General features: G+C 65.7%; 20 protein-coding genes. 9 read left to right on the top strand and 11 right to left on the bottom strand.

Translation table 11 applies throughout. The annotated features are described in order from the left end of the window. Window positions 1-17: 17 nt before the first annotated feature. From DI605_RS11965 to DI605_RS11940, 6 genes are all read right to left on the bottom strand, one after another. The gene (locus DI605_RS11965; protein ID WP_293973861.1) at window positions 18-311 is read right to left on the bottom strand and encodes a hypothetical protein; all 294 of its coding nucleotides are present in this window, start codon (window positions 309-311) and stop codon (window positions 18-20) included. A 3-nt stretch (window positions 312-314) separates the two neighbouring features. Further along, the gene (locus DI605_RS11960) at window positions 315-1328 is read right to left on the bottom strand and encodes a nitronate monooxygenase (protein WP_293973858.1); all 1014 of its coding nucleotides are present in this window, start codon (window positions 1326-1328) and stop codon (window positions 315-317) included. 43 nt (window positions 1329-1371) lie between these two features. Next, window positions 1372-1605, bottom strand: coding sequence for a hypothetical protein (locus tag DI605_RS11955; protein WP_293973855.1), 234 nt, complete (start codon window positions 1603-1605; stop codon window positions 1372-1374). Window positions 1606-1615: 10 nt separating this feature from the next. Continuing rightward, window positions 1616-1825, bottom strand: coding sequence for a hypothetical protein (locus DI605_RS11950; RefSeq protein ID WP_293973852.1), 210 nt, complete (start codon window positions 1823-1825; stop codon window positions 1616-1618). Between the two features lie 236 nt (window positions 1826-2061). After that, window positions 2062-2268, bottom strand: a complete 207-nt coding sequence (locus tag DI605_RS11945; protein ID WP_293973849.1) for a cold-shock protein — start codon at window positions 2266-2268, stop codon at window positions 2062-2064. 297 nt (window positions 2269-2565) lie between these two features. Continuing rightward, window positions 2566-3828, bottom strand: coding sequence for an aspartate kinase (locus DI605_RS11940; protein ID WP_293973846.1), 1263 nt, complete (start codon window positions 3826-3828; stop codon window positions 2566-2568). 89 nt (window positions 3829-3917) lie between these two features. On the opposite strand from DI605_RS11940, the gene ubiG reads away from it, so the two are divergent. The 6 genes from ubiG (at window position 3918) to leuC (ending at window position 10413) form a co-directional block, all read left to right on the top strand. Further along, the gene (ubiG, locus tag DI605_RS11935) at window positions 3918-4655 is read left to right on the top strand and encodes a bifunctional 2-polyprenyl-6-hydroxyphenol methylase/3-demethylubiquinol 3-O-methyltransferase UbiG (protein WP_293973843.1); all 738 of its coding nucleotides are present in this window, start codon (window positions 3918-3920) and stop codon (window positions 4653-4655) included. Window positions 4656-4672: 17 nt separating this feature from the next. Continuing rightward, entirely contained in the window at window positions 4673-6700 is a 2028-nt protein-coding gene (locus DI605_RS11930; RefSeq protein WP_293973840.1) for a M13 family metallopeptidase, read from the top strand. 252 nt (window positions 6701-6952) lie between these two features. Beyond that, window positions 6953-7480 carry a J domain-containing protein gene (locus DI605_RS11925; protein WP_293973837.1) on the top strand — a complete coding sequence of 176 codons (528 nt, stop codon included), beginning with the start codon at window positions 6953-6955 and terminating at the stop codon, window positions 7478-7480. An 18-nt stretch (window positions 7481-7498) separates the two neighbouring features. Next, the gene (locus DI605_RS11920; protein ID WP_293973834.1) at window positions 7499-7807 is read left to right on the top strand and encodes a (2Fe-2S) ferredoxin domain-containing protein; all 309 of its coding nucleotides are present in this window, start codon (window positions 7499-7501) and stop codon (window positions 7805-7807) included. A gap of 121 nt (window positions 7808-7928) precedes the next feature. Beyond that, the gene (locus DI605_RS11915; RefSeq protein ID WP_293973831.1) at window positions 7929-8888 is read left to right on the top strand and encodes an NAD(P)-dependent oxidoreductase; all 960 of its coding nucleotides are present in this window, start codon (window positions 7929-7931) and stop codon (window positions 8886-8888) included. A 79-nt stretch (window positions 8889-8967) separates the two neighbouring features. Beyond that, window positions 8968-10413, top strand: a complete 1446-nt coding sequence (gene leuC / locus DI605_RS11910; protein WP_293973829.1) for a 3-isopropylmalate dehydratase large subunit — start codon at window positions 8968-8970, stop codon at window positions 10411-10413. Between the two features lie 225 nt (window positions 10414-10638). Here leuC and DI605_RS11905 read toward each other — a convergent pair whose 3' ends face one another. The 5 genes from DI605_RS11905 to DI605_RS11885 form a co-directional block, all read right to left on the bottom strand. Then, the gene (locus tag DI605_RS11905; RefSeq protein ID WP_293973827.1) at window positions 10639-11397 is read right to left on the bottom strand and encodes a PEPxxWA-CTERM sorting domain-containing protein; all 759 of its coding nucleotides are present in this window, start codon (window positions 11395-11397) and stop codon (window positions 10639-10641) included. A 166-nt stretch (window positions 11398-11563) separates the two neighbouring features. Then, window positions 11564-12763 carry a phospholipase A gene (locus DI605_RS11900; RefSeq protein WP_293973825.1) on the bottom strand — a complete coding sequence of 400 codons (1200 nt, stop codon included), beginning with the start codon at window positions 12761-12763 and terminating at the stop codon, window positions 11564-11566. Window positions 12764-12828: 65 nt separating this feature from the next. Continuing rightward, a complete protein-coding gene (locus DI605_RS11895) occupies window positions 12829-13410 on the bottom strand; it encodes a hypothetical protein (RefSeq protein WP_293973822.1) in 582 nt (193 codons plus the stop codon). Window positions 13411-13480: 70 nt separating this feature from the next. Then, window positions 13481-14530, bottom strand: coding sequence for a deoxyhypusine synthase (locus DI605_RS11890; protein WP_293973819.1), 1050 nt, complete (start codon window positions 14528-14530; stop codon window positions 13481-13483). Between the two features lie 134 nt (window positions 14531-14664). After that, window positions 14665-15891, bottom strand: a complete 1227-nt coding sequence (locus DI605_RS11885) for a type III PLP-dependent enzyme (protein WP_293973816.1) — start codon at window positions 15889-15891, stop codon at window positions 14665-14667. Window positions 15892-16406: 515 nt separating this feature from the next. Between DI605_RS11885 and DI605_RS11880 the strand changes: the two genes are divergently transcribed. The 3 genes from DI605_RS11880 to DI605_RS11870 all read left to right on the top strand — a co-directional run bounded on the left by DI605_RS11880 (window position 16407) and on the right by DI605_RS11870 (window position 18164). Continuing rightward, a complete protein-coding gene (locus tag DI605_RS11880) occupies window positions 16407-17195 on the top strand; it encodes a DUF72 domain-containing protein (RefSeq protein ID WP_293973812.1) in 789 nt (262 codons plus the stop codon). A gap of 74 nt (window positions 17196-17269) precedes the next feature. Further along, window positions 17270-17632 (top strand): MliC family protein, encoded by a 363-nt coding sequence (locus DI605_RS11875; RefSeq protein WP_293973809.1) that lies wholly within the window; start codon window positions 17270-17272, stop codon window positions 17630-17632. Window positions 17633-17696: 64 nt separating this feature from the next. Beyond that, entirely contained in the window at window positions 17697-18164 is a 468-nt protein-coding gene (locus DI605_RS11870; protein ID WP_293973806.1) for a GNAT family N-acetyltransferase, read from the top strand. Window positions 18165-18174 lie beyond the last annotated feature (10 nt).

Here is an 18174-nt window from a genome sequence, read left to right as displayed (position 1 = left end):
GGCTACCTCATACAACTTTACCGATTGTTAACCGCCAGCACGACGATCGACGCGAACAGCGCGAAGAGCCCGAGCATGAAGATCCGATCGGCCCATTTGCCGGTATTCGTCTCGCGCGGGGCGGCGCGCAACGCGAGGTAGGACAGCATGCAGCTGAGCGCGAGCAGCACCGCTGACCCCCAGGCCACCTCGTCCGCCAGCGTGGAGCGCGCGATATGCGTCACGTTCAGCCCGGCGATGATGACGAGCGAGATGCCGAGCAGGCTCGACGCGGCGCTGAGTATGTCCCCCTGAAAGTCCTGGCGGCGCATGGTCTAGCGGCGGCGGTTGAGCGCCGTTTCGGCTTCCTGGCACAGGGCGGCGATAATCTCCGCCACCGGCTCCTCCCTGGTCACCATGCCCACGGACTGGCCGGCCATCACGCTGCCATGCTCCACATCGCCCTCGATCACCGCGCGGCGCAGCGCTCCCGCCCAATAATGTTCGATCTGGAGCTGGGCTTCGGCCATCGCCAATTTTCCTTCGTCCAGAGCCTGCGCCACTTCACGCTGCTTGGCGGTGAACAATTCTCCCCCGGCATTCTTCAGCGCGCGCACCGGAATCACCGGCAGGCGCGGATCGATCTGCACGCTGGCGATCGCATCGCGGGCGGAGGCGCGGATGAAGGCCTTCTTGAAGTTGGCGTGCGCGATGCTTTCGGTCGCGCAGACGAAACGGGTGCCGAGCTGTACGCCTGCGGCTCCCATTTCCAGATAGCCGGCGATTGCCTCGCCCCGGCCGATGCCGCCAGCCACGAAGACGGGCAGCTGATCGGCGATTTCGGGGAGCATCTCCTGCGCGAGCACGCTGGTGGAGACCGGCCCGATATGGCCGCCAGCCTCCATCCCTTCGATCACCAGCGCGTCCACGCCCGATCGGATCAGCTTCTTGGCGAAGGCGAGGGTGGGCGGGAAGCACAGCACCCTGGCGCCGGATGCCTTGATGCGATCGATCGCGCCGGCCGGGGGCAGGCCGCCCGCCAGCACGACGTGGCCCACCTTGTGATTGGCGCATACGTCGATCAGTTCGCCCAGCGCCGGATGCATGGTGATGAGGTTCACGCCGAAGGGCCTGTCCGTCATCGCGCTGGTCGCGGCGATTTCGGCATCCAGCAATGCGGGCGTCATCGCGCCGCACGCGATCACACCGAAGCCGCCGGCGTTCGAGATGGCGGAAACGAGGTGCCGTTCGGACACCCAGGACATGGCGCCAGCCATGATCGCGTAGCGGGAGCCGAGAAACTGGGCGCCGCGCGCCATCAAGGCTTCGAGATTGATCGTCTTGCTCATCGCCACGCCCTAGCCGCGCGGCTGGAGCATGGCGAGAGGCTCCTTATGCGCCCTCGGCGAAACCCTGGTCAGGATTTTCGCTGAGAAGGCGATCGTCAGCCTGAAGGGCGGAGCGCTTGCGATGGCGATCCTCGCGCTGTTCGGCGGCGACCGCTTCCAGCCGCCACACCTCCGCAGCCTTCGTGGCGATCTCGCGGACGTTGCCAAGCGTCGTTTCGGCCGCGCGCTTGTTCTGGATCGCTTCCTGCGACCGGCAAAAGCTGGATGAGTTCTGCATGCACGCTCCCTTATTTGGTTGCGATATCGGTTGCCTCGGCGTGATATTCGTTACGAAGAAAGGCCCGAGCCCGGGTCGCCGTTTCAAAGGTCTGCGCCAGCGTTTCGGAGGAAACGAGCGGATATCCCTGGGAATTGAAACGCGTGGTGCGGACGGTCACGCGAAAAACGCCATCCTCATCCTTGGTGACGAGATAAGGGCGGACGGCGGTGCGTGACATGATGATCTCCGGGAGTTCCGCAGCCGCAGATCGAAACATGCGGCACGGTCGATATGCGGGTCAGGCTCTCACCTGGCCTCTGGTCAAAGGGGTGGCCCGGAAAAGCTCGGGCGGCGCTTCCTAGTTCGGCCGGCGCGCTTTTCTGGTGCCGCGTTTCTGAGCTTTCGCCATCGGATCGTCCCTTATCGGAAGGATGGCGAAGCGGGCGGACGCGATGTGCGCCCGCCCGCCGTGGCTCAGGCTGCCTGGAGATTGACGGCCGAGGTCTTGCCGCGGCGATCGGTCTCCAACTCGTAGGAAACGCGCTGGTCCTGCTGCAGGGTGCTCATGCCCGCGCGCTCGACGGCGGAGATGTGCACGAACGCGTCCGGGCCGCCCGTTTCCGGCGCGATGAAGCCGAAGCCCTTGTCGTTGTTGAAGAACTTTACTTTGCCGGTGATCATGGAGGATATCCTTATGTCCATGTGACGAGACCGCGCCGACATGGCGCCTCCCGGCTCGAAGAAGCTAGAAATGGACAAAGGGGAGCCGAAAAGCGGTCCGATATCCGTCGCAGGCGACGTAAGCATTCCCGATATAGGCGATTGGCAGAAAATAGATAGGGGCCAGCAGATACGCACGCGCCAGCCGTCGCTGGCGCGCGCCGGCGCACCTGTATCCGGAAGCCGTGTGGTCCGTCCGTTAGATCGAGCCCGTCGTCACGTTCGCGATGTTTTGTCGCCGAAGCGGCAATAGCGCGGTCAGGCTGCCTCGTCTTCCGCATCAAGCCCGTAGGCGGTGTGGAGCACGCGCACCGCCAGCTCGACGAAATCCTCGTCGATGATGACGGAAACCTTGATCTCGCTGGTCGTGATCGCCTGGATGTTGATGCCGCGATCGGCCAGCGCCTTGAACATCGCGGCGGCGACACCCGCATGGCTGCGCATGCCGACGCCCACCACCGAGATCTTGGCGATCTTCGTATCGTGCTTCACGCCGGTATGGCCGATCGTGCCCTGCTGCTTGTCCAGCACGTCCAGCGCGCGGGCCAACTCGGCGCGCGGCACCGTGAATGTCACGTCGGTCGACTTGCCGTCCGAGGCGACGTTCTGGACGATCATGTCCACGTTGATCGCTGCCTCGGCCAGCGGCGTGAAGATCGTGGCGACCGCGCCGGGCCGATCCGGCACGGACAGGAGCGTGACCTTCGCCTCATTCTTGTCGGCGGCGATGCCGGTGATCAGCTGGCGTTCCATCTTGTCCTCTTCGATCTCGTCGTCGCCCACGATCAGCGTGCCGCGATGACCGTCATCATCCCTGGTGTCGTCGAAGGAGGAAAGCACGCGCACGCGCACCTTCTCCTTCATGGCGAGGCCCACGGAGCGGGTCTGGAGCACCTTGGCGCCCACGGATGCCAGCTCCAGCATCTCCTCATAGGTCACCTTGCCCAGCTTGCGCGCCTTGGGCACGATACGCGGGTCGGTGGTATAGACGCCGTCCACGTCGGTGTAGATATCGCAGCGGTCGGCCTTCATCGCCGCCGCCACCGCCACCGCCGACGTATCCGATCCGCCCCGGCCCAGCGTCGTGATCCGGCCCCCTTCGGTGACGCCCTGGAAGCCGGGGATCACGGCGACCTCGCCCTTCGCCATCGATGCACCGATCGTCTCGGCGTCGATCGTGGTGATGCGGGCGGACGCATGCGTGTCGCTCGTCCGGATCGGCAGCTGCCAGCCCATCCACGAGCGCGCCGGCACGCCCAGCGCCTGGAGCGTGATCGCAAGCAGGCCGCTCGTCACCTGCTCGCCGCTTGCCACCACGGCATCATATTCGCTGGGATCGTAAAGCGGGCTCGCCTCGCGGCAGAAATTCACGAGCCGGTCCGTCTCGCCGGCCATGGCCGAGACGACCACCGCCACCTCGTTGCCGCGTTCCACTTCCGCTTTCACGCGGGCGGCCACGTTGCGAATGCGCTCGATCCCGGCCATCGAGGTGCCGCCGAACTTCATTACGATACGTGCCATGTGTCGTCTTCGCCGCTTCAGATAAGGTCGGGAGGCTTGGGCCACGGGGGCTTGGGCCGGCGGGAGCGCCCTGATAGTTAGCGACCCCCATGAACGCAACCGACACGATCAACCCGTCCGAAGCCGCCTTTTTCGGCACACTGGCCGCCGAATGGTGGGATCCCAAGGGATCCTCCGCGATGCTTCACAAGCTGAATCCCGTCCGTCTGCGCTATCTGCGTGACCGGATCGACGCGGAATGGGCGTGCGATCCGCGCGCGCGCCGCCCGCTGGAAGGGCGCCGCGCGCTGGACGTGGGGTGTGGCGCCGGCCTGCTGAGCGAACCGCTCGCGCGGCTCGGCGCGCGCGTGACCGGGCTGGATGCCGCGGCCGAGAATGTCGCGGTGGCGCGCGCCCATGCCGAGGGGCAGGGGCTTGCGATCGACTATCGCCATGGCGGCGTGGAATCGCTTTCGGGCGAGACATTCGACCTGATCGTATCGATGGAAGTGGTGGAGCATGTCGCCGATCCTGCCGGATTCGTCGCGGCGATCGCGGGCGCTCTCGCACCGGGCGGGCTCGTCCTGCTGTCCACGCCGAACCGTACCCCGCTTTCGAAGCTTGCGCTCATCACGCTGGGCGAAGGGCTGGGAATGGTGCCGAAGGGCACGCACGACTGGTCGAAATTCCTGACGCCGGACGAGCTTTCCGCTCTGCTGGAGGCGGCCGGGCTGGAGGTGTTCGATCGCACGGGCATGCGTCTTGATCCCGCCCACGGCTTCACGCTCTCGGCCGATCTCTCGCTCGACTATTTCGTGGCGGCGCGCCATGCAGTGGACAACGAATAGCCACAGGAACATTCCGAATGCGTAACGAATTCAAGACGCTGGCGCTCGCCGGCGTCGCTCTCGGGCTTGTCGCGGCGACGCCACTCGCCAGGCCGGAGCTGGGCGCGTGGGGCGTTGACCTCACCGCGCGCGACATGGCGGTGAAGCCGGGCGACGATTTCGCCAAATTCGCCAACGGCACGTGGCAAGCGAAGACGGAGATCGCGCCCGATCGCACCCGCGCGGGGGCGTTCATCGCGCTCCAGGATCGCGCCGAGGCCGATGTTCGCGCGATCGTGGAGGGCATCGCGACCAATCCCGGGGCAACGCCTGCCGAGCGCAAGATTTCCGATCTCTACGCGAGTTGGATGGACGAGGCATCGATCGACGCGGCCGGAGCGAAACCGCTGGCCCCCTATCTGGCGACGATTGCTGCCGTGAAGGATCGGGCGGGGCTGATCCGGCTGTTCGCCTCGGCCGATTATGCGGCCCCCACCGCCGCGATCGGGCTCCGCCCCGACATCGATGATCCCACGCATTATGCGGTTTCGGTGCGGCAGGGCACGCTTGGGCTGCCGGGCCGCGATTATTATCTGGAGAAGGGCGAGAAGTTCGACGCGATTCGCGCCGCCTATCGCGCCTATCTCACGCAGATCGCCACGCTGGCCGGGCTGTCTGATGCAGGAGGCCGCGCCGATCGCATGATCGCGCTGGAGACACGTATCGCGACCGACCAGTGGGCGCCCGCCCAGCGCCGCGACGTGACCAAGACGACCAACCGCATGACGGTGGCGGAGCTGACTGCGCTCGCCCCGCGGGCGGATTGGGCGCTGTGGCTGCAGGCCAAAGGCCTCGGCGCTCCGGCCCGGCTGATCGTCGGCGAGAAGAGCGCGATCGCGGCCTCCACGAAGCTGCTCGAAGAGGTGCCAATCGATCAGTGGAAGGACTATGTCGCGCTGCGCTTCGTGAGCGATCACGCGCAATATCTCTCCAGGCCGTTCGATGATGCGCGCTTCGCCTTCTTCGGCAAGGCGTTGGCGGATCAGCCGCGCCAGCGCGATCGCTGGAAGCGCGGCGTGGCGCTCGTCAACGGTGCGCTCGGGGAAGAGGTGGGCCGGCTCTATGTGGCGAAGCATTTCCCACCCGAGGCCGAGCGCCAGATGGCGGAACTGATCTCCGATCTGCGCGCTGCTTATGGCGAGCTGATCGCCAAGGCGAGCTGGATGGACGAGCCGACCCGCAAGGAAGCGCTCGTCAAGCTGGCCGCCTTCGATCCGCGCATCGGCCACCCGGCCACCTATATCGATTATTCGGATCTGAAGATCGAACGCGGCGATCTGCTGGGCAATGCGATCCGCTCCGATCGATTCGACTGGGCGCTCCAGCTCAAGCGTTTTCCGAAGCCGGTCGATCGCTCGCTCTGGAGCATGACCCCGCAGACGGTGAACGCTTATTATTCGCCGCCGATGAACCAGATCACCTTCCCGGCGGCGATCCTGCGGCCGCCCTTCTTCGATCCGGCGGCGGATCCGGCGGTGAATTACGGCGCGATCGCGGTGGTGATCGGCCATGAGATGGGCCACGGTTTCGACGATCAGGGCCGGCAATATGATGCCAGCGGCAAGCTGCGTGACTGGTGGACGAAGGAATCGGCCGCGTCCTACACCGGCCGGGCCGATCGGCTTGCAGCGCAATATGACAGATATGAACCGTTGCCGGGCCTGCACGTGAACGGCCGGCTCACGCTGGGCGAAAATCTGGGCGATCTCGGCGGCATCCAGGCGGGTTATACCGCCTATCAGCGCTATCTGGCGCGCCACGGCAAGGCCAGGACGATCGATGGCCTGACGGGCGATCAGCGCTTCTTCATGGCCTATGCGCAGGTGTGGCGGGCCAAGGCGCGGGATGGCTTCCTGCGCAATCAGGTGCTTACCGATCCGCACAGCCCCGAGTCGATCCGGATCAACGGCATCGTCCGCAATTTCGATCCCTGGTATGCCGCTTTCGGAGTGAAACCGGGCGATCTGCTCTATCTCGCACCGGCGGAACGAGTGCGTGTCTGGTAGCGATAACAAGCAGATGTCGTGAATTGCAATTCACGATGCAACCTTTGCATTTTGCGATGCAAAAATGACCTTGCGCCCAAGCCTTCGCAGGTGCACAAAGAATACGCCTTTCAGGCATCCTCTCCCAACTTTGATGGGCCGGTCCTCTGACCGGCCTTTTTTTTTGCCCGCGTTCCGGAAAATGGCGTGCGGATAACGGGTTCGGGCCGCAGGCCGGTGGCGGATCGGCCAAGGGCACGCTATCTGCGGAGGATGAGCCGGCACAGCAGATCCAATGACTGGGGTTTCCCCCGCTGGCGCGGCTATGGCAGCGAGCGCGGCGCGACGAAGGTGCGCATCTGCGATCGGGATGGCTGCGATCTGCCCGGCGATTGCCCCGCGCCCAAATCACCCAACAGCCCGGAGCGCTGGTATTTCTGCGCCGAGCATGCCGGCGAATATAATCGCGGCTGGAATTATTTCGAAGGCCTCTCTGCCGAGGAGGCCGCCGCGCGCGAAGCGGGCGAGCGGCGCACGGCCAACGGCTATGAACAGGCACGCCATTATGGCTGGGCCGGCCCCGGCGACGGCAGCCGATCGCGCGACGAGATGCGCGCGCTGGATACGCTGGGCCTCGATCCGGATGTGGAGTTCGAGGCGATCAAGATTGCGTGGCGCCGGCTGGCCAAGGCGAATCACCCCGATACGCATCCCGATGATGCCGAGGCGGCCGATCGGTTCCGCGCGATCCAGGCGGCCTATGACGTTCTCCGCACGGCCGAGGAGCGCCGCGCTGCCTGAAGGCGCGAGGGCGGCGGGGTGAGGCGCTCGGTTCCCAGCAAATGGGCGGCGGCGGTGATCGTCTGCGCCAAATGTGAAAAGAAGCTGGGCGGCGGCTTCGGCAAGGATGGGAAGCAGCGCCTTTCGAAGCTGCTCGCCAAGCGCGCGGGCGGAGGCAAGGGGCGCAAGGCGGCGCTGGTGGGCGTCATCACCGCCAAGTGCATGAAGCTCTGCCCGAAACGCGCCGTCACCGTGATCGATGGCGCGCATCCCGACGAATGGCTGATCGTTCCCGGCGGCACGCCCGTCGAGGAGGTGGAGGCGCTGCTGGGGCTGCGGGCGGAATAGGGGCGGGGCCGCGCGTCCGCATTCGGGCGGGTGCGGGAGCACGCCGGCTCCTCGCCCGAAAGGGACGGGTGCGACGCAGGTTGCAGATGACGGGAGACGCGCGAGCCCATAAGCCCGGCGCATGAAGATCCTGCTCACCGGCTCCTCCGGCTGGCTCGGCCGCCATCTCGCGCCCCTGCTGGATGCGCGCGGAGATGATGTGGTGGGGCTCGATATCGGGCCCGGCGCGCATACCCGGGTGATCGGATCGGTCGCGGATCGCGGGCTCGTCGATCGGTTGTTCGATGCGCACGGCTTCGAGGCCGTCCTGCATGCCGGCGCGCTCCACAAGCCGGATATCGCGCGTTATCCGGTACAGGCGTTCGTGGACGTGAATGTCACAGGCACGCTCGCGCTGCTGGAGGCGGCGGCGCGCACCGGCGCGAGCCGCTTCGTCTTCACTTCCACCACATCGCTGATGATCTCCACCGCCATCCGCGAAGGGCAAGGCGGCGAAGCCGCTTGGCTGGACGAAAGCCTGAGCCCACTGCTGCCGCGCAACATCTATGGCGTGACCAAACGCGCCGCCGAGGAGCTTTGCCGTCTCTTCCATGACGAGCGGGGCCTGCCCGTCCTGATCCTGCGCACCGGCCGCTTCTTTCCCGAGGATGACGATACCCACCGCGCGCTTTCGGGCGAGAATATGAAGGCCAACGAGCTGCTCCATCGCCGCCTGACCGCGGAAGATGCGGCGGCCGCGCATGTCGCGGCGCTGGATCGCGCGCCCGGCATCGGCTTTGGCACCTACATCCTCTCCGCGCCCACGCCCTTCGCCCGGAGCGATGCCGGCGAACTGAAGCGCGACGCGCGCGCCGTGATCGCACGCCTCTTCCCCGATGCCGAATATCTCTATGCGCGTGCTGGCTGGGCGCTGCCGGAGACGATCGATCGGGTCTATGATGCGGGCCTGGCGGAGCGCGAACTGGGATTCCGCTGCGCCACCGATTTCGCCGGCGTGCTGGCGGCGCTCCGCACCGGTGCGGCGCTGCCCTTCGCCCATGACGCGGATTATGTTTCGCCGAAGGAGCAGGTGGGCACCTGATCTTTCGGAAAGCGGGCGCTTGCCGAAATGAAGCTGCGCCATCTGGCCTTCCGCCATCGGCGCGCCTATGTGCGCGCCCATGTCCACTTCCGCCCCCCGCACGCTCTACGAAAAGATCTGGGACGCGCATGTCGTCTCGCGGCGCGACGACGGCACCTGCCTCGTCTATATCGATCGCCACCTCGTACATGAGGTGACGAGCCCGCAGGCGTTCGAGGGGCTTCGCGTGGCGGGCCGTCCGGTGCGCCGCCCCGATCTCACGCTCGCAGTGCCGGATCATAATCTGCCCACCACCGCGCGGGTGGATGCCGAAGGCCGCCCGCTGCCGATCGCGGATCCCGAATCGGCGCAGCAACTGGCGACGTTGCGCGCCAACGTGGCCGAATTCGGTGTTCCCTATATCGATGCGCTGAAGGCAGAGCAGGGCATCGTCCATGTCGTGGGGCCGGAGCAGGGTTTCTCGCTGCCGGGCACCACGCTCGTCTGCGGCGACAGCCACACGGCCGCGCATGGCGGCCTGGGCGCTCTGGCCTTCGGCATCGGCACGTCCGAGGTGGAGCATGTGCTCGCCACGCAGACGTTGCAGCTGAAGCAGTCGAAATCGATGGAGATCCGCGTCGATGGCACGCTGGGCTTCGGCGTTTCCCCCAAGGACGTGATCCTCGCGATCGTCGGCAGGCTGGGGGCCGCCGGTGGCACCGGCTATGTCGTCGAATATACGGGCTCGGTGATCCGCGACATGTCGATCGAGGGACGGCTGACCGTTTCCAACATGGCGATCGAGCATGGCGCGCGCTCCGGCCTGATCGCGCCCGACGAGACGACGTTCGCCTATCTGAAGGGCCGGCCGATGGCGCCTTCGGGCGCGGAGTGGGAGCGCGCGCTGGAATGGTGGCGCACGCTGCCCACCGATGCGCAGGCCCGCTACCATGAGGTGGTGCTGCTGGATGCGAACGATATCGCGCCGAACCTGACCTGGGGCACCAGCCCCGAGGATGTGGTGGCGATCACCGGCGTGATCCCCGATCCCGAAAGCTTCGCCGATCCTTCCAAGCAGGAGGCCGCGCGCAAGAGCCTGGCCTATATGGGGCTCGCTCCCGGCACGCGGATGCAGGACGTTTCGGTCGAGAATATCTTCATCGGCAGTTGCACCAACAGCCGCATCGAGGATCTGCGCGCCGCCGCCGCCGTGGCCAAGGGGCGCAAGGTGGCCGACAATATCCGCCAGGCGCTCGTCGTGCCCGGATCGGGCCTCGTGAAGCGCCAGGCCGAGGCAGAGGGGCTGGACCGCATCTTCATCGAGGCTGGCTTCCAGTGGCGCGAGCCCGGCTGCTCGATGTGCCTCGCGATGAACCCGGACAAGGTGCCGGCGGGCGAGCGCTGCGCATCGACCTCCAACCGCAACTTCGTCGGCCGTCAGGGGCCGGGATCGCGCACGCATCTGCTCTCGCCCGCCATGGCGGCGGCGGCGGCCGTCACTGGTCGCCTTACCGACGTGCGCGAACTGGTGACATCGGCCGACTGATCCTGCTGCTCTCGGAGTTCGGGCTGGCCCTCGAGACGGCCCGCTCTGCGACGCCCGAGCATCAGCGCAGAAGCTGTGGTGCCTGAATTGCGGGGCGGTGACGCTTCCGGATCTGGATTCTCTCGCGGACAGTTTCGCCGGTTCGGGCCAGCCCCGGACGGTCACGGTCATCCGTCATCCGATCCGCCCGCCTTTTCCGCGGCTGCCGAATAAGCGAGGGCTTCGCTATCCCGCCATGACCGGCAGAAGGGTGGACGAAAGGCGCGGTTGCCGTCGCAATCCGGCGCCGATCAGCCCGAAGCCCGCGACCATCATCGCCCATCCGGCTGGCTCCGGCACGGCCGTCAGCGTGAAGGAAACCCTGTCCGTGGCCGCGAAGACCTGCTCGGCATAGCTGCCGTCCACGCCGGAATAGATGGCGAGATTATAGTTCAGCAGCAGCGTGTTGAACCCGCCCGACACCAGATCCGCGAGCGAGACGCCGGCCAGCGCCGTCGCGCTGTCGTCATAGGCGATGAAGGTGAGCGTCTCGGTCTTCCTGATGCCATCGGCAGCGCCGAATGGCGGGGCGCCGGGCACCGGATCGTTGACGAAGGTGAAGGACTGCCGGTCGCGTGGCGGCAGGCCGGAGGATATCCGGTCGTTCCACAGAAGGAGGGACAGGGAGGAGAAGGCCGTGCTGTATGTGCCGGCCGTCATCGCGGCGGATCCCGGTATCGCATAGCTGCGCTGGTCTGCGGGCGGCCCGCCCTGCGGTGTGGCGTCGTCCGTGTCGAACGTGGCCGTCAGGTGCAGCATATCGCCCACGTGGAACTGGCTTGGCCCCGTATAATCGATGGTGGGCGATCCCATCGAGGAATAGCCGACCTGTGCCACACGGGCCTGCACGTCCAGAATATAGGTTGTGGCCTGCGCGGCGGTGCCGCCGGCGAGAAAAATCGACGCTGCCGCAATTGTCGGCACCAGAGAGCGAAGCCACCCCACAGGCATCTCCCGTCTTATGATTCGGTGATATTGTACCCTGTCGAGCAGGTTTTACCAAAGGATCGGTAAAATCTGACGAATCATCACCCCCATGATGGCAGAAATTGTTTGGCGTAAAACGGTGATTTGCCGATCATCTTAGGGATATATTGACCACGGGGAATTGTCAGCGTGTTATCCCGAAGCCGAGGCGCAGGCGCGTCTGCCGCCGATCATAATCGAGCAGGCTTTCGCCATAGCCGGTGAAGCCCTGCGCGATCAGATAGAGTTGCGGGCCGGATGCCCACATTTTGGGGAGCGGATAGGAAAGCGTGCCGTCCACCGCCCCCTTGCCGCTGCCGAAGGCGAAGCGACTGGTAAGGCTCAGCCGCAATCCGTCATCCTCGCCGAACGCCGCATAGAGGCCGGTATGCCCGCGATAGCGTTCGATATCCTCATTGCCGTCCTGCCGCCCGACATAGACCCAGGCGCGCGGCCCGAGCGTGAGCGAAAAGCGGCCGATCGGGATCGTGGCCTCGGGCTGCACATACAATGTGTTGAGCGTGCGAGAGGCATCCCCGTCGCGCCCGTTGGATTCGTGCCGCGCGCCGAAGCGGCCACCGATCGACAGCCCATCGCTCACGGCGCGGGGCGGCACCAGATAGAACAGTTCCGGCATGTAATTGACATCGCGAAAGGGCGAGCTTGCCTCCTCGATGTCCCAGAACATGCGCTGTGTGTAGGCGAAGTTGATGCCGTCCAGCCAGTTTCCACGCCGGCCGAACAATTGATATTTCAGGCTGATCTGGATGCGCGCGGCCGTATCCGTGCCGGGGCCGTAGACGAAGTACATCGGCTCATAGGCGGAAAGATTGGCCAGCAGGGGATTGTCGCGCGGCGATCCGGTCGAGGGCGGAGCGGCCGGCGGCGGGAGGGCGGGCGCGGGGGAAGGGGCGCTGGCGTTCGTGGCGGTGGCCACCTGGATCGGTTCGGGCGAGGGCGATCCGGCCGGAATGTTCAGCGCGATGATTGGCGCGTCGGGCAAAGCGAGGGAGAGCACGCCCGGCCCCGTGCCCGTCGGCAGCACGCCCGCGTAGCGCAGCGCCGCGAAACCCGAGGCGGGGATGGTCCGGCGATCGGGCCGGGTGGAGGGGCGGAGCATGATCGTGTCGTTCCGGCCGTCCGCGCTCTTGAGCGAGGCGGAGATTTCGCCCGGGGCCGTGAAATCGGCAGACGAGGCGGAGGCGTTGATCGCGACGATATCGAGCGTCACCTGCCCGCTGGAGGGCTCGACCTGCGTGCCGGATACGATCAGGCGAACGGGCTCCGCCGCGATCGCGGGAAAAGAGAAAGCGGAAATGGCGAGAAAGGGGAGGAGGATGCGCATCCGGAAGGGACGCGCACATCGCCGCCGGGTTCCTTCCTGCCGTAAGCCGCTTCGCGATCGCGTTTTCAGGGAGCACCCGGCCCGGCGAACTGGCGGACGAATCGCCAGTTCGTCGCGGTTTCGCCCCGCGCGCGCCGCGCCGGATCGATCACCCGCTGATCGAACAGAAGAAGCGCCTCCGATCCGCCCTCGGGCAAGATGCGCTGTTCTCCGACAGCGTGAATATGAATGTCGCCCGCGTCCCGATCGAATTCATGGATGGTGGTGAAGCCGGCGCGCGCCGTCTTCTCGTTTTCGATCAGCGCGCGATATTCGCCGAGATCGATTTCACCTTCGGGCATGCTCCATCGCACGGAGCAGGCGTGGAAGGGAGGAAGTTCGAGGAAGATCAGATAGGTGGTGCCGTTTTCCCCGAGAGCCCATCCGCGTCCGGGATCGTTGACCAGAGTCACCTTCACCTGATCGGGCGTCAGCGCGATCGCGCCCATGCTCTTGGCCGCATCATCGAGGGCGGCATCGCTGGGAAAGGCTTTCAGGCACAGCTGATCGAAAAGCTGGGTCGCGCGGGTTACACGTATGTCGGGGGTCGCCGGCGACACCGGCACTGTCGCCGCCACGACCGAACTCCACAGCCACAAAGGCAGCATGCACTCCTCCCCCCTGGTGCGGGAAGGAGGAGTGCATGGCCGGACGCATGCTGTCCAGCCGTTGCGTCCGTCAGGCGAACAGTTTCGCCCAGGCGCGCTTCGGGCGGTTCTTCCAGTGGCCGCGATGATAGGCGTCCGACGCCAGCAGCGGGATCACCGATCCGGCTTCCGCAAACACCATCTGCTCGATGCCGGTGTTCACCTTGCCCCAGCTGGCCGCCTCCTGGAGGGTCGAAGAGGAGCAGGCGCCGTCGCGCACGTCCGCCACGGTGATCTGCACCGCATATTTGTGCACCTCGACATCGTCATGGCCGAGGATTTCGGCGCAGACGACCGTATCCTGGATGAAGTTCTTGGGCACGCCGCCGCCTATCATCAGCAGGCCCGAAGTGCCGCCCTTGATCTTGATGTCGGTCAGTTCGCGGAAGTCCGCGATGCTGTCGATCGTGAGATAGGGCTTGCCCGCCTTCATGGCATCGACCTGATGCTTGACGAGGCCGAAGCCGGCCGAGCTGTCCGTGAAGGCCGGGCAGAAGATCGGCACGTCATGCTCATAGGCGAGCTTGACGAGGCTGTTGTCCTTCTTGCCATGCTCGACCAGATACTTGCCCATCTCGCGGATGAAGGCGCGCGAGGAATAGGCCTTGGGCTCCAGCGTCTCGGCGATTTCGAAGATCGTGTGGTCGACGTTCTGGAGGTCTTCCTCGTCGATATAGGTATCGTAGATGCGATCGATCAGCAGCGAGCGCAGCGTATCGTCGTCGGGGATTTCCTTGGCCTGATAATGTTTGTGGCCAAGGCCTTCGAAGAAATCCATGTCGACGATCGTGGCGCCGGTGGCGACGATACCGTCGACCATGCCATTCTTCACCAGCTCGGCATAGGCATCCATGCAGCCACCGGCGGAGGTGGAGCCCGCGATCACGAGGAAGATCGTGCAGTCGGGATCCGCCAGCATGTCGTTGTAGATGCCGGTCGCGCGCGCGAGGTCGCGGCTCGTGAAGCTCATCTTGCCCATGGCATCGATGATCGGGCGCGCATCGAAGCTGGTGATGTCAACATGCTCCACCACGGTGGACAGCAGTTCGGCCTTGCGCGTGTCGTTGATCTTGTCGGTCATGGAAACCCTCATTCCCGGTGATCCGCCGTCATTCTGGGGACGTGGAAACCCGAACGGCGCCGCGATGCTCGAAGCATCCGGCGTCCAGCGGCTCCCGCCAAAGCGGGAGCCGAAACAGTGTAGGTCTTGTCTTATTACAGAGTGACGACGTTCGAGAAGCGCTTCGGCTCCACCTCGATCTCGGCATAGAGACTCGCCATCGGCTCGTCCGCCATCACGATCGTCTCGCCGGCGGTGAAGCCGTTGAAGCCCGTGCGCATCGCGCAGCCATAGGCGCCGAGCATGCCGATCTCGATATAGTCGCCCGGCTGCGTATCGGCCGGCAGCAGGAACGGGCCTGCCATATGATCGATATCGTCGCAGGTCGGCCCGTAGAAGCTGAAGGGAAGGTCCTTCGCCTCGCTCTCGGGCTCGCGCACGAGATTGACCGGGAAACGCCAGCCGACATGCGCGGCATCGAACAGCGCGCCATAGGCACCGTCGTTGATGTAGAGCTGGTCGCCACGGCGACGCTCCACCCGCACCAGCAGGCTCGCATATTCGGCGCAGAGCGCGCGGCCGGGCTCGGCCCACAGCTCCGCCGAATAGCTCACCGGCAGCGCCTCGAAAGCTTCGTGGATCGCATCGAAATAGGCTTCCAGCGGCGCCGGTGTCATGCCCGGATAGACGGACGGAAAACCGCCGCCCACATCGATCACGTCCACCGTGACGGCCGCCTCGACGATCGCCTGCTTCACGCGGCCCAGCGCCTGCACATAGGCCTGCGGGCTCATCGCCTGGCTGCCGACATGGAAGCAGATGCCCAGCGCGTCCGCCGCCTGGCGGGCGGCGAACAGCAGGGCCTTGGTCTCCTCCGGCGCGGCGCCGAACTTGGAAGCGAGGCTCAGCTTGGAATGATCGGACGAAACGCGCAGCCGCACGCAGAGCGTGAGATCGGTGGCGTCGCCCGTGGCGCGCATGATCTTCTCCAGCTCATCGATCGAATCGAGGCTGAAGGTGCGGACGCCATGAACCTCATAGGCTTCGCGGATCGCCTCTTCGGCCTTCACCGGATGCATGAAGCAGAGCGTGGCTTCCGGCGCGATCGACGCGACGAGGCGAACCTCGGCGATCGAGGCGACGTCGAAATGCGTGATCCCGCTTTCCCACAGGATCCGGATCAGATCCGGCGAGGGATTCGCCTTCACCGCATACATCGAACGGCCCTTGAACTTCTCCACGAAGAACCGGGCGGCCCTGCGGGCGGCGTGCGGACGAACGAGCGTGACCGGCTGAACCGGACGTCGATCAGCGATGTCGGCAACGGTGATGTTGTCGATCGGGGAGGCAGCTAGCCCCAGCGCGCTATGGTGCTTGTGCAATTCAAGGGACCTCCAAATGCCTGACGGCAAGTCGTTGCGGAAAAAGCTGCCTTGCGGCTGGAAGTCCCATGGGGCAGCGGACGGGCTACATAGGGTCGGGGGTCCCCCCTGTAAAGTTTCATTTTCGAGATGGTTTCGGGTCGCGTTTCTCTCAGGGCCGGATCGTGTTTGGCGCGGGACGAACGCTTCGGAAAGCGATGCATTTTGAGGGGCTTGTTGCGAAGGTGGTATGGCTTGGAGCTGCCGTCGCGAACCTCGCTTCGCCCGCCCGCGCGGAGCCTGAGCGCCCGCGCGATGCGGCGCGCGATTCGCGGGGCGGATCGCGTCCGGAAACATCGCGGCCGCCGCGGGGCGGGTAGCGATCGATTGGCCGCGTCCTGCTTTCGATGTTCCCGATATGTTTGCGTCCTGCCCGGCGAAGTGCCATGCCTTCGCGGATCATCGCGAGAGGAGAGGGACGTGCTTCGAGAGGATCTGCGCCAAGCATCGTGTGGGTGGCGTCGCGGAGCCACGGTATGACGGGGCGGATCCGCGTCGGCATCGGCGGCTGGACCTATGAACCGTGGCGCGAGACCTTCTATCCCAAGGGCCATCCCAAGGCGCGCGAGCTGGAATATGCGAGCACGCACGTCACCGCGATCGAGATCAACGGCACCTTCTATTCCCGCCAGAAGCCCGCCACCTGGGCAGACTGGGCGCGCCGTACGCCAGACGATTTCGTCTTCTCGGTGAAGGCGTCCCGCTTCTGCGTGAATCGTCGCGTGCTGGCCGAGGCGGGCGAATCGATCGCCAACTTCCTCGATCAGGGGCTGATGGAACTGGGGCCGAAGCTCGGGCCGATCCTGTGGCAGTTCGCCGGCACCAAGCAGTTCGATGCCGACGATATCGCCCGTTTCCTCGATCTTTTGCCCGAAAGCTTCGGCGGCCTCAGGCTGCGCCACGCGATCGAGCCGCGCCACGAGAGTTTCCGCGATCAGGCGTTCGTAACGCTCGCGCGTGATCGCAATGTCGCGATCGTGATCGCCGACGATGAAAGCTGGCCGCAGATCGCGGATGTCACGGCGGATTTCACCTATGCCCGCCTCCAGCGCCAGCGCGAGGAGGAGCCGACCGGCTATTCCCCGACCGAGCTGGATCGCTGGGCGGCGATCGCGAAGAGCTGGGCGGACGGCCATTCCCCGGAGGGCCTCGATTATGTCGGCGGTCCGCATCCGGCGGAGCGGCGCGATGCTTTCGTCTTCATGATCAATGGCGCCAAGCTGAGGGCGCCTGCGGCGGCGATGGCATTGATCGGGCGCCTCTAGTCAGGCGCCTTTGGTCAGGAACGTCGGCTCGTCGCACGCACGATGCGGCATGAGCGGGCAGGGGTTGTGCTTCCGTGGCGAAGCCCCACCTCCCGGCCATGTTTCGTGCCGCTTTTCCGCCGTTTGCCCTGTTGGCGCTCACTACGCAGCCGCTAGGCGCAAGAAGCCATGTCCCGCCCTCCACCGGCCAGAGCGCGCTCTATGCCTGTGGGGACGGGCGCGTGATCGAGGTGCTCTATTCGGGTGGTGACGCGGCGGTGCTCACGCTGGGCGGCGATACGGTGCAGATGGCGCGCGCCGTCTCGGCCGATGGCGAGCGCTATGTCGGTCAGGGCTGGCAATGGTGGGGCAAGGGCCAGCGCGAAGGGTTGCTGAGCCGTCTGGCCGAAGGCGAGACGATCGCGTCGGGCAGCGGCATGGTCTGCCGCGTCCGCTGACGCTTCGATATTCGGCCCGGTGATCGGGCCATTTCCGCCACATTCGCGCGGCACCGATGCGTCGATGTCCGCGATCAGGTCCGCCGTCTTTCCGCATGATCGGGATGCGGTGCTGGATATCTGGCGCGAATTCGTCGCCAGCCCGAGCGTAAGCCTGGATTTTCAGGGCTATGAGGCCGAATTCGCCGATCTGCCCGGCAAATATGCCGAGCCGCAGGGCCGGCTGCTGGTGGCGGAGCGATCCGGCGGGCTGGTGGGCTGCGTCAGCCTCCGCCGGATCGACGATAGCCTGTGCGAGATGAAGCGCCTTTACATCCGCCCGGCCGCGCGCGGCGACGGGCTCGGCCGGCAACTGGTCGAGCGCCTGATCGGGGAGGCGCGGCGGGCGGGCTATGCGGAAATGCGATTGGATGTGCTGCCCGAATTTGATCGCGCCCGCCGGCTTTACGCATCGCTGGGTTTCGCCCCCGCCGATCCCGTCTCGTTCAATCCCGTGCCGGGCGCGGCCTTTCTCGGCCTGCGGCTTCGCTAGACCGCGTCAA

Source organism: Sphingomonas sp. (genome assembly GCF_003248515.1).
Lineage (GTDB): Bacteria > Pseudomonadota > Alphaproteobacteria > Sphingomonadales > Sphingomonadaceae > Sphingomonas_I.
This window is presented reverse-complemented; position numbering and strand designations above follow the sequence as displayed.

Coding starts and splice junctions, on each gene's coding strand:
- DI605_RS11965 (WP_293973861.1), bottom strand. CDS start 311: ATGCGCCGCCAGGACTTTCAGGGGGACATACTCAGCGCCGCGTCGAGC.
- DI605_RS11960 (WP_293973858.1), bottom strand. CDS start 1,328: ATGAGCAAGACGATCAATCTCGAAGCCTTGATGGCGCGCGGCGCCCAG.
- DI605_RS11955 (WP_293973855.1), bottom strand. CDS start 1,605: ATGCAGAACTCATCCAGCTTTTGCCGGTCGCAGGAAGCGATCCAGAAC.
- DI605_RS11950 (WP_293973852.1), bottom strand. CDS start 1,825: ATGTCACGCACCGCCGTCCGCCCTTATCTCGTCACCAAGGATGAGGAT.
- DI605_RS11945 (WP_293973849.1), bottom strand. CDS start 2,268: ATGATCACCGGCAAAGTAAAGTTCTTCAACAACGACAAGGGCTTCGGC.
- DI605_RS11940 (WP_293973846.1), bottom strand. CDS start 3,828: ATGGCACGTATCGTAATGAAGTTCGGCGGCACCTCGATGGCCGGGATC.
- ubiG (WP_293973843.1), top strand. CDS start 3,918: ATGAACGCAACCGACACGATCAACCCGTCCGAAGCCGCCTTTTTCGGC.
- DI605_RS11930 (WP_293973840.1), top strand. CDS start 4,673: ATGCGTAACGAATTCAAGACGCTGGCGCTCGCCGGCGTCGCTCTCGGG.
- DI605_RS11925 (WP_293973837.1), top strand. CDS start 6,953: ATGAGCCGGCACAGCAGATCCAATGACTGGGGTTTCCCCCGCTGGCGC.
- DI605_RS11915 (WP_293973831.1), top strand. CDS start 7,929: ATGAAGATCCTGCTCACCGGCTCCTCCGGCTGGCTCGGCCGCCATCTC.
- leuC (WP_293973829.1), top strand. CDS start 8,968: ATGTCCACTTCCGCCCCCCGCACGCTCTACGAAAAGATCTGGGACGCG.
- DI605_RS11900 (WP_293973825.1), bottom strand. CDS start 12,763: ATGCGCATCCTCCTCCCCTTTCTCGCCATTTCCGCTTTCTCTTTTCCC.
- DI605_RS11895 (WP_293973822.1), bottom strand. CDS start 13,410: ATGCTGCCTTTGTGGCTGTGGAGTTCGGTCGTGGCGGCGACAGTGCCG.
- DI605_RS11890 (WP_293973819.1), bottom strand. CDS start 14,530: ATGACCGACAAGATCAACGACACGCGCAAGGCCGAACTGCTGTCCACC.
- DI605_RS11880 (WP_293973812.1), top strand. CDS start 16,407: ATGACGGGGCGGATCCGCGTCGGCATCGGCGGCTGGACCTATGAACCG.
- DI605_RS11870 (WP_293973806.1), top strand. CDS start 17,697: ATGTCCGCGATCAGGTCCGCCGTCTTTCCGCATGATCGGGATGCGGTG.